Raw genomic sequence first — 11,018 nt, 5'->3', positions numbered from 1 at the left:
TTCAACGACTCCTTTCAACCGTCGGTGCGACGGGGCTAGCCTAATCATTTGAACGAACCGTTAGGTTCGTGCTCTTAGGAATCCCCCAACTTCAAGGAGCGTCAGCGAGTAAGTGGGGGTAGTTCAATTATCGTTTTTACGGTTATTTCTTCATTAACTATTTTAGCCATGGCATTTGCATTCAAATGGAATTCTCATACTTTATTATGTACTTAACTTATGCTCAGTTGTTTTCTTATTTATTTGTAAGAAGTCTAGTGTTCTATTTGAAAACATAGAAAAAGCAGCAGGTTATTGGCTGGGACAAAACTACTCGGTTTAAATAAATTAGAGCTCCTCTAGAAGAGCTCTAATTTTGTTTACTTAATCCCTAAATACTCTTCCAACTTAGCAATTCGAGCTTCACGGGTGGAAACTGCTTGAAAAGGAACATCCACTCCATCTCGAACAATTCTTTCCATCAACTGATAACCCGGCAGATAAGCAGGGGAATTGATTCGCTTCATCTGAAATAAACCGTCATTTAAGTCAGATATTCCTGAATGAGTTGTCAGCGTGGCTTGATACCCCAATTCTTTCAAAGCGTTTTCTGTGGTTTGATTATAAGCTCCGTAAGGGTATGTGAACAGCTCTGGTTCATACCCTAACTTTTCTTTAATTAATTGGTGAATTTTCATCGTATCTTTTTTAAAACGCTCAGCGTGTTCCTCTACTGTTTCTCCTTCACGTGGAAGCGTTCCTTTTCCATAGCCATTAGAACTACCGAGATTATGGAGGTTAAACGAATGGTTCTGAATATCCACATGACCGCTGTCTGCCATTTCTTTTGCCTCGCCCCATGTGAAATGAGGAATGATATCCTGCTCCTCGCCTAAATCAGTCGTACGCCCTACACTCCATCCAATAATTGAGATGACGGCTTTCATGTTGAGCTTCTCTAGCACTGGATAGGCATGTAAATAGTTGTTGCGGTAACCATCGTCAAACGTAACCATCACGGGATTATCGGGTAGTTCAGCTTTCCCGTTTTTAGCATCAATTAATTGCTTGGAATTAATCGTATTCATACCCAATGCTTTTAAATACAACATTTCTTCATAAAACTTGTCTGGTGATATAGTAACGGAGCTCCAATCCGCAGGGTTCTTAGAAAGGCTGTGATACATGAGGAGTGGAATTTTTTGTTCATTATTAACTGCATCAATCTTAAAACGGTCATCCATAATTCTTGCTAAAAAGCTTGAAAACTCAGCTCTTGTTACATCTTTGGACGGGCGAAAAGTGCCGTCTTCATATCCGGTTGTAATGTGATTAGCCAAAAGAGAACTTACGTGAGGGAAAGCCCAGTGCCCACTAGATAAATCAGTAAACGTGGAAGAGCTGTTTCCTTCTAATTGGTACGCCCGGGTAAGTATAACAGCCAGTTCAGATCTTCGGAGGGTGTAATTGGGTTTGAACTCTCCGTCCTCAAATCCGATAATGATATCCTGTTCCTCAATGGCTTTAATGTATGGTTCTGCCCAATGTCCATTAATATCTGGAAAATCTGAGGTTTTCGTGGGTTTTAGTCCGAGTTGTTCGGCAATGACCTTAGAAGCCTCTGCACGTGTAATAGACCGGCTGGGTTTAAAGGTGCCATCCGGATATCCATTAAATAAATCCTGATCGATAAGGTAGTTGATTTCCTCATAAGCCCAATGTCCTTCAATATCTGTAAAACTTGCAGAAGCTGTTACCGGAGCTGCGGATACAATCAAGTAGATGGATAGAAGTACAAGGTGACTAAGCCATAGATGTTTCTTCATAATGGTCCTCCTATATGTAGGAAAAATAGTGGCAGGGGGCGGTTAGCGAAAGGTGGCATACCCAAATGGGTACAAATGGTAATATAATATATTAACGAAGGAAAAGCAATAGGTTAATAGATTTGAAAAAGCCTGCCACATGGCAGGCTTTTCGCTTTATGAAGCTTTTCCTAGATTAGCTGCTTTAGAATAAGGGATCACCGTTATCTCATATTCTTCCTGAGGGTTGAAGATAAATTTATAGTCTCCGTCCATTTCGGGAGTGAATGTTAAATTGTCTCCTTCCAGCCATTCTCCATCACGTACATATTTAAACTCGATGGTTTCACCCGCTGTTAATTCGATTGGTTCACTTTTCCAGACGCGATCCCTGTCATCATAGGATAATAAATTGGCGTCAGATTCCCAATCAAGCGGTGCAGCTCCACGCACTGCAACTTTTGAGTACTTCTTATTCTTATCAGGAATCTCCATGCGGAGTTTTCCTTTTACTTCATAAATGGAAACAGAATGGGCATCACTTTTCACTTCAAGCGCCCCCTTGTGACTTCTCAGTTTTTTACCATCCATTAACGACATCAGCTTGACACGATTCGGTGTCTTCTGATTGTAAAGATCAATAAGATCTAACTGACGCTGACTGTCTCCTTTATTGATGACGACAACGACCTGGTCTTGAGGAAGTTTTCTTTCAAATACAAGAAGATCATCATCGGAATAAATCATTTGCAGGTCGCCATTAGTCAATGCTTCATGTTCCTGTCGGATATCAATGAGCTTTTTGTAATGAGCTTTCACGTCCTGGTCCTGCTCTGAAGGTTTCCAAGGCATCATTTCACGGTAATAGCGGTCCTTCCATTCATCAACGGCATTGTGATCGCCGCTTTGGGAAAGCCCCACTTCATCTCCATAGTAAATGACCGGTGCGCCGGGCAGTGTGTATTGTAGAGATGCAGCATTTTTCAGAGTCTGCGTGTTGCCATCTGCTTCATATAAAAAGCGCGGTACATCATGACTGTCTAGGAAAGTAGCTGGTACAAATTCTTCACTATAGGCATCATGAATAGTTGTTAAGGAAGAAGCCAGCTCGTTCATACTGCCATTATTAATAAAAGCATTTTGGATGGCGGACTGAGTCTCAAAATCGATGGCCCCGTCCAGCTTACCTGTATAGGATGTAATCGTATCGAGATTATCCCAAACTTCACCGAAGATGAACGCGTTTGAATCTATTTCTTTCACTTTATGACGAAAGTCCACCCAGAAGCTCTGGCTTGGGCCTTTAGCATAGTCCAGTCGGAACCCATCTACTCCAATCTCCTCCATCCAGAATGGAACCACTTCGTCCAACATGTAATCTCTAGTGTCAGGGTTATCATTGTTAAGTTCCGGCAGTTCCTGGACATCATAGAATGTTTCATATTCATTAGGCCAGTTGGTAAATGAATACCAGTCATAGTAAGGGCTGTCTTCTCCTTTCTCTACTGCGTTCTGGAAAAATGGGTGCCGATTTGAGGTATGGTTCGGTACTAAATCATAAACAACTTTGATATTTCGTTTATGAGCTTTTTTCACCAATTCTTTCATTAGTTCGTTACTCCCGAAGCGAGGGTCGATGTTCATAAAATCTGTTGGGTGATAGCCATGAGAGTAAGGCCCTTCGTAAATAGGTGAAACCCAGATGGTATTTACACCCAGACTATCGATGTAATCCAGTTTTTCCAATACTCCTTGAAGATCGCCGCCCATCCAGCCTTTCAGTTGTTCGTTGTAAGGAAGGGAAGGGTCCACAGATGTATTGTTACTTTCTGTGCCATCACGGAAGCGGTCGACAAAGACTTGATAAATAATCGCTTCTTTCGCCCATTCCGGTGATTGATAGTTCTCTACGTAATAAGCGAATTCTGTGGCGTTTTCTGAGGTGAGTGCATTGTTATCAGCGAATTGTGAGCCTGCACTCGCGGAATTCCACACATCAGTCTTGTATTTTACCCGTGTTTCATTCTTTTGGTTCGGAATGGTGCCCACGAGAGTGGATGTTTTTAAACCGTTATCCTTTGTGGTTGTTTTGGTTACTTTAAGATCAGCTGTTTTCCCATTTTCAACTTCTGCTCTTTTTCCAACAGGGCTGGATCCGTCCGTAGTATAGTAGATAGCTCCTTCATCAATCGGACCATAGTGGTCTACCGATACTTCTACAGAGACGTTATCTTTTTTGTCAGGTGTATAAGGGTCATGGTTAAAATTATGCGTAACATCCTGAGCTACCGGAATCGTTTCCCATTCCGTAACGGTATCTTTATATATTTGAGAATCTTCTGTAAATTCTGCTGAGCGTGGTTCTTCGCGCGCCTCTTTATAAGGTTCGCCCCCTAAACTGTAGAAGTAGGAGAGTGTTTCACCACTATCTCCGTTCACTTGAATCTGGTAAGTACGTTCGTCCACTTTTTTGAGAGGACTTACCTTATAGTTGAAGTCATTTTTATTAGAAGCAAGGGTAGGCACAACCCAATCTGGAGTTTTCTCAGGGACAGTTAGTTCAAGTGTAAGACTTCCGGAAGAATTATTTACAGAACGAACATCTACCTTACGTTCATCTTCTGGATAAAAAACGAAGGTATAATCTCCGTCTTGAGGAGGCGTGTAGGTTAAGTTGGCTCCTGGCATCCAGTTGCCATCATATACATATTTAAACTCGACTTCATTTCCTCCTTCAAGGGTCACAGGATCACTTTTCCAAACTCCTTCTTCCGAGTCATAAGCGAGCGGATGATCATTAGAACTCCAATCCAAAGAAGCAGCGCTTCCTCGGAGTACGACCGTATCATAGACTTTGTCATCGGCAAAAGCGTTTAGTGCAAACGGTTGCGCAAAAGACAATAAGAAAAAGACTAACCCAATGAACCAATAAAATTTCTTCAAATTATTTCCCCTCTTTCCTAATAATAGTGGAACCGCTTTCATATTATATTATATACCTTTAGATGTCCATGGTTCGAATAGACTATAGCATTTCATCTTAAAACCAAATTCTGGATGACCTGAGGTGGATAAAAATGGATGAACAGGAAAGGTTAAAATGTGGGTTGTTTTCCTATTCCTGTCTGGCTCACTATTGTTTTCCTCCCTATTATTACAATTTAAATAAGTAATAGATATTTTACTAAAACAATATCCATTTCGCTTGTATTTATTTGTCGAATAAAGTAACATATTCTGTAAAAGATTTTATTTGAATTGTTTGTCAATTTTATGTAAAATCGATTCAATAAAAAAAGGTAGAGAAAGGGTAGAAATTATGATACAACCTGATGATAAAATCGCGACACCCGGTCAAGTAGTCAGTTTTGAAAGAAACGATATTACTTTTACGGGAAAAGTGATTCCTAGTCAATGCCAGCGCTCTGTAATTGTAGACCTAACAATTATGGACAATTTAGATGAGATTGATTTTGAATATGATAGAACGGTTGTAGCTCATACCAACTATCGTATTATAGAAGAATAAAAATAAAAGCAACCCTCTTCTGCCGTAAAACGCAGGAGAGGGTTTTTCTGTGATATACTCTGTAAAGAGATAAAAAGAGTGGAGGGAATTGTTCAAGGTGAGAAAAATTCTCGTGCTGTTCCTGGTAGTTATGGTAGCGATCGGCGGTTATTTTGCGTATGTGTTCTTCATTAAGTCTCATGATACAGCTGATGAGGAAGTTGATCAGTTAGCGGATGAAGCATACGAAATTATCCTGCCCGATAATAGCGCTGAAGGACAAATGAATCCTGCTGAACGAATTGAATCCTATGAAACTTCGTATGAACAGCTCATTAATGAAGCTGAAAGAAGAATGGATGAAATCGTTACAGAAGCTCAAAAAGAGTATGTGACTAAAAAGCAGAATGGTGAAGACATATCTTTCAGTTATTTTTTCAGCAAATATAACTCAGCAGCCGATCGTCTGGAAGCGAATACAGATGAGGGGTTTCAAACAATTCATGAAAGTGTTAAAGAAGACATGGGTTCAAAAAAAGCGACGGACTTAAAGGAAGAATATAGGCAAACGAAGAAACAGTGGCGTGCGAATCTATTATCGGAAGTAAAGGACTCTTTTTGAGAAAAGAGTCGAATTTTGTAGTTCTCGTGTCTTATTTTACCTATAAAGACTTTTCAAATAATAGAAATTTTATTATATTATGGATACGGGATAGGGTGATGTGCTAAACACTTCTTATAGAACATAGAGAGGGTGAAGTGGATTTGGCACAATTATCAAAAATATATTTAGACAGAGAAGAATTACAAATTTTAGGCCGTTATTGTGTACGGATTGATCGAACAATTGTGGTCGAGCCTTCCCGTCAATTAACGGAGGATACATTTCAACGTATTATGGTGTCGAAACCAACGATTAGTAAAATCAGCATTCAAAACGAGGATGTTGTGCCCCTGATCGAGTATGAGGGTCCCTACACCTTTGAAAGAGTTTACGGCGTGCTCGTTTTTAAGCCAGCAGGCTCGTAGGGGCATGCATGTACAAAAAGGATCTCCTCCCTGGAGATCCTTTTTTCAATAGGAGTATTACAGAAAAACAGCAAGCCCCGTTCGATTGGCGAACGGGGCTTAAGTGTTAAATATAAACTTACTCAGATGTTGAGGGTGAGGCACTGGACAGATCAAGTTCCTGCTTCAACTTATTTTCTACATTCTGTAAGCTTTCTTCATTAGGAACAAAATAGTAGAGTCCATTTTCCAGCCGTTTATTTTCTCCTTCAATTGTAAAAGACTTTACCGCCGATTCTTCTGATGAAAAGGCTTTTTGTAATGCATATATTTCTCTTGGAGAGAGGTTTGTAGCGATATTTTTTCCAAGGACATCTGCGATTTCACCGGCCTTAAAAATGGTCCCGGCAGAGATTGCTTCGTCGATTGCTGCTTGAATGAACTGTCGCTGACGTTCTTCTCTAGGATAAGTAAGAGCTGCATCTCTTTTTCTCATTCTTACAAAAGCCAAAGCCTCTTCCCCGTTCATCGCTGTTGGCCCTTCCTCAAACTCAATCTTCTTATAGTAATCCTTGCTGCTTCGCTCCCAGAAGCTTTCTTTTACATCAACGGTCACACCGTTCAATAAATTCACGACTTCAATGAATCCTTCGAAGTTAACTGTAGCAAATTTATCTATAGGGATATCAAGATAGTCTTCTACGGTTTCTACAGCAAGCTTTTCGGATCCATAACCTGAAACTTCCCCGATAGAATAGGTGGCATTTAATTTATGCTCCCCTGAATATTTCTTACCGACTTTTTCTTCCGGGATCGTAACCTTTGTATCACGTGGAAGACTGGTCATGGTAATTTGATTTGTCTTCGGGTCCAGCGTCATCACAATCTGTGTGTCAGCCCGGCCAGCTGAACCGTCTGTTGAATAGTCCTCTACCCCCATTAAGAGAATAGATATGGGATCATTCCCGATATTTACAGCTTCCTCGCGAAGGTCAGATTTCTCCCCTCTATCTAAAGCCTGGAAAGATGCGGTATAGACTTGCGAGACGTAATAAAAAGCGCCTCCTGCAAGAATGGCAAGCATTAACAGAAATATACTTAAGCGTCTGATTTTTTTCTTTCTATTTTTCTTACGAATGCGAACTTTTCTCGAATTCATCGAACACACCTCATTCTTCTAACCTCTCAAATTTATATTTTATCATATATGAAAACACACCAAAGACACACTTCTATCGTACGACAATGTGTAATGATTTTGTCATAATTAGTTATTTTTTCCTGATTCAATGGAATTATTTATCTAATTTTACAATAAAACAACATAATTTGTTCACTATGTATTTTATACTGAAAAGTGTAACGGCCCAAAAGGCAAAACTTACCAAGGAGGCGTCATCAGTGAAAAAAGTAGTTGCTGGATGTTTAGTAACGGTAATGACGTTAAGTTCTACAGCGATTCCGATGTCCGATGTTAAGGCAGCGGAAGCACCTGCAGACTTGTTTATTTCTGAATATGTGGAAGGTTCAAGTTTTAATAAAGCGCTTGAACTTTATAATGGCACAGGGAGTGCTATTGATTTATCGGGTTATACGCTTGAACTCTATTCCAATGGAGCCACTGAAGCTTCTCAGACTCAGGAACTTGAAGGCACATTAGCCAGTGGGGAAACGTTCGTCATTGCAGACAGCCAGGCGGCCAAGGATATTATAGACAAAGCCGACTTAATTGATGGAATTGTGAGCTTTAACGGAAACGATCCGCTCGTATTGAAAAAAGACGGAGAAATTGTCGATTCATTTGGGCAAGTTGGTAATGGTAGCGATTTTGCTAACGACGTCACACTGGTTAGAAAAGCTTCCATAACCTCTGGAGACACAGATCCAACGGACAGTTACGACGTTTCAGCCGAGTGGGACAGCTATGCTAAAGATACATTTGATTATTTGGGTTCTTACGAAGTAAATGACACTCCGGACACTCCCGTAGAGACTGTATCTATTGCTGAGGCTCGTCAAAGTGAAAAAGGATCTACGGTAAGTGTACAGGGAATTGCTACGGCGGCTTTTGAATCTGGCGGACAAACTAACTTATACATACAAGACGAGTCAGCTGGCATCATTGTTCGAGCTCCAGGAATTACCGCACAGGTTGGTGATCAGATCACAGCTTCAGGAGAAATAGGCGATTATTATGGAATGGAGCAAATTCAAACCTCTTCAGCCGCTGTGGAAGTGACAGAAGAAGGAGTGGGCGTTCCTGAACCGGAACGAGTAAGTGCACTCCAATTCTCTGCCGATCAGGGAGAGTCAATTGAAGGTGAGTTCGTAGAAGTGAATAATGTAGAAATAACCGACGTGAACGAATATGGAGATTATACTGCGGAAGGAGCAGAAGGAACTTTCCTGATCACTCCGGCTGAAGAGAATCTACTTAGGGTTGGTGATAGTTACGAGCAGATAAAAGGTGTTGTGAATTACAGCTTTAACAATTATAAGCTTGTCCCTCGTTCAAAGTCTGATATCGTACAAAAAGCCTTCGCTGTAACGGCAAATAAAGAATCCGGGGCAGTTATTACAGGAACTGAAATTATTCTCAGCGCAGTTGAGCCAGGCGTGACGATTCATTATACCACGGATGGCAGTGAGCCTACAGCTGAAAGTAAAGAATACACAGAACCCATAACGATTACAAAGGATACTACGATCAAAGCGGCAGCTGTTCGTGATAATGGAGAAGTGAGTGAGGTGTCTACGTTTTCTTATACCGCACTAAAAGCTGCTGACTCCCTTGAAATCCATGATATACAAGGATCTTCCCATACCTCTCCTTATGAAGGCGAAGTAGTGAAAAATGTCGAAGGTGTGGTAACGAAACTCGATGGCAGCAATGGATTTTATATGCAAAGCCTTAACCCAGATGATGACATCGCTACGTCTGAGGGAATTTACGTTTACAAGCGTTCTTCTAATGTTGCGGTAGGTGATGTTGTAACTGCGACAGGAGAAGTAACAGAGTGGCGTGAAGATGGCTATTCAGATGCAAATGATCTACTAACTACACAGATCAGTGCTTCCACTATCAATGTGGAGTCTTCTGGAACGGATATTCCGAAGCCAGTGGTGATAGGAGAAGATCGTGAACAGCCGACCGAAATTATTGAAGATGATGGTCTCGAGTCCTTTGATCCGGCTGAAGACGGCATTGATTTTTATGAAAGCCTGGAAGGAATGTTGATTGAACTTCCGGAACCGAAAGTATCCGGTCCGGTTAAATATGATGAGCTTCCAGTGTATGTAGAAACGAGCGAAAATCAATTGTTTACCCGTGCAGAGGGTTTACTTATTTCCCCAGACGACTACAATCCGGAACGTGTGCTGATCGATGTTGATGGAATAGATATTAACGCGAAAACAGGTGATTACTTTGATGAGTCTATCACCGGAGTAGTTAATTACGACTATAGCAACTACAAGATCCGTCCAACTGGAGAATTCCCGGAAATTAAAGACGGGGGCACTGAACGCGAATCTGCAGATTTGAAAGCTCTTAAGAAAAAAATGACTGTAGCGAGCTACAACGTCGAGAACTTCTCTGCAGACACTTCTCCTGAAAAAGTTGAAAAAATTGCGGAATCTATTATTCAAAATCTAAATACGCCTGATGTTGTAGGTTTAATTGAAGTTCAAGACAATAATGGCCCAACTGACGATGGAACAGTAGAAGCGAATGAAAGCTACCAAAAATTAATTGACGCCATCGCAGAAGCAGGTGGACCGAAGTATGAGTTCACCGACATTGCACCGCAGGATAAAACAGACGGCGGACAGCCGGGTGGGAACATTCGCGTTGGATTCATTTACAATCCTGAGCGGGTGACGCTGACCGATAAACCAGATGGTGATGCCGTGACTGGTGTAGACGTGAACGAAGATGGGCTGACCTTGAATCCAGGCCGGGTTGACCCGACAAATGATGCCTTTGATGATTCGCGAAAACCACTAGCGGCTGAATTTGAATTTAATGGAGAAAAAGTAGTGGTGGTAGCCAATCATTTCAATTCCAAAGGTGGAGATGATGGACTGTTTGGTGCGGATCAGCCTGTGGAGCTAGGCAGTGAAGAGCAGCGAATCCAGCAAGCCACGGTAATCAATAATTTCGTTCAAAAAGTAGAGAATGAGGTGGATGATTCGAATGTCGTCGTCCTTGGAGACTTAAATGATTTTCAGTTCTCTGCTCCAATTAATACACTTGAAGGTGACATTTTAACCAATATGATTGAATCTCTTCCTACAGAAGAACAGTACACTTATATATACCAGGGGAATTCTCAAGTTCTGGATCACATCCTTGTGAGCAATAACCTTGCCAAACAGACGAAAGTACAGACTGTTAATATTAACTCTGACTTCTCAGAAGCTGATGGCCGTGCGAGTGACCATGACCCTGTATTAGCTCAAATAATGATTAAAAATCACGGCAAGAAGGATAAAGGCGAAGAACAAGGTAAAGGAAATGAAGATAAGGAAGATAAAAAAGATAAGGACAAAGGCAGCGACAATGAAGATCGCAAAGACAAAGACGATAAAGGTAAGAAAGACGAAGAACAGGAAAAAGAACATAAATATGAATGGGTGAAAAGCTGGATTTATAGTATTTGGAACAAATACTTCAGCAGCTACTTTAACTAAAATAAAGCATAAACATCCCCGGGCGT

7 protein-coding genes are annotated in these 11,018 nt (G+C 41.0%); 4 read left to right on the top strand and 3 right to left on the bottom strand.

Going from position 1 to position 11,018, the window contains the following annotated elements; translation table 11 throughout:
* Positions 1-359: 359 nt before the first annotated feature.
* Both ACTWPM_RS17830 and ACTWPM_RS17825 read right to left on the bottom strand, forming a co-directional pair.
* Positions 360-1,805 carry an S-layer homology domain-containing protein gene (locus tag ACTWPM_RS17830; RefSeq protein ID WP_443134340.1) on the bottom strand — a complete coding sequence of 482 codons (1,446 nt, stop codon included), beginning with the start codon at positions 1,803-1,805 and terminating at the stop codon, positions 360-362.
* Between the two features lie 156 nt (positions 1,806-1,961).
* Positions 1,962-4,727: an alpha-amylase family glycosyl hydrolase gene (locus ACTWPM_RS17825; RefSeq protein WP_443134339.1), complete on the bottom strand. Its 2,766-nt coding sequence runs from the start codon at positions 4,725-4,727 to the stop codon at positions 1,962-1,964.
* Between the two features lie 376 nt (positions 4,728-5,103).
* On the opposite strand from ACTWPM_RS17825, the gene ACTWPM_RS17820 reads away from it, so the two are divergent.
* The 3 genes from ACTWPM_RS17820 to ACTWPM_RS17810 all read left to right on the top strand — a co-directional run bounded on the left by ACTWPM_RS17820 (position 5,104) and on the right by ACTWPM_RS17810 (position 6,321).
* Positions 5,104-5,313, top strand: a complete 210-nt coding sequence (locus tag ACTWPM_RS17820) for a YkvS family protein (RefSeq protein WP_014644330.1) — start codon at positions 5,104-5,106, stop codon at positions 5,311-5,313.
* Positions 5,314-5,410: 97 nt separating this feature from the next.
* Entirely contained in the window at positions 5,411-5,914 is a 504-nt protein-coding gene (locus ACTWPM_RS17815) for a hypothetical protein (RefSeq protein ID WP_443134338.1), read from the top strand.
* A gap of 143 nt (positions 5,915-6,057) precedes the next feature.
* A complete protein-coding gene (locus tag ACTWPM_RS17810) occupies positions 6,058-6,321 on the top strand; it encodes a hypothetical protein (RefSeq protein ID WP_443134337.1) in 264 nt (87 codons plus the stop codon).
* 118 nt (positions 6,322-6,439) lie between these two features.
* Here the strand turns inward: ACTWPM_RS17810 and ACTWPM_RS17805 are convergent, their stop codons facing one another.
* The gene (locus ACTWPM_RS17805) at positions 6,440-7,459 is read right to left on the bottom strand and encodes an LCP family protein (protein WP_443134336.1); all 1,020 of its coding nucleotides are present in this window, start codon (positions 7,457-7,459) and stop codon (positions 6,440-6,442) included.
* Between the two features lie 242 nt (positions 7,460-7,701).
* On the opposite strand from ACTWPM_RS17805, the gene ACTWPM_RS17800 reads away from it, so the two are divergent.
* The gene (locus ACTWPM_RS17800) at positions 7,702-10,992 is read left to right on the top strand and encodes an FN3 associated domain-containing protein (RefSeq protein ID WP_443134335.1); all 3,291 of its coding nucleotides are present in this window, start codon (positions 7,702-7,704) and stop codon (positions 10,990-10,992) included.
* Positions 10,993-11,018: the final 26 nt, after the last annotated feature.

It is taken from the genome of Halobacillus sp. K22, from assembly GCF_052246795.1.
Lineage (GTDB): Bacteria > Bacillota > Bacilli > Bacillales > Halobacillaceae > Halobacillus.
Note: the sequence above shows the minus strand (reverse complement) of the source record. Positions and strands in the feature narration are given on the sequence as shown.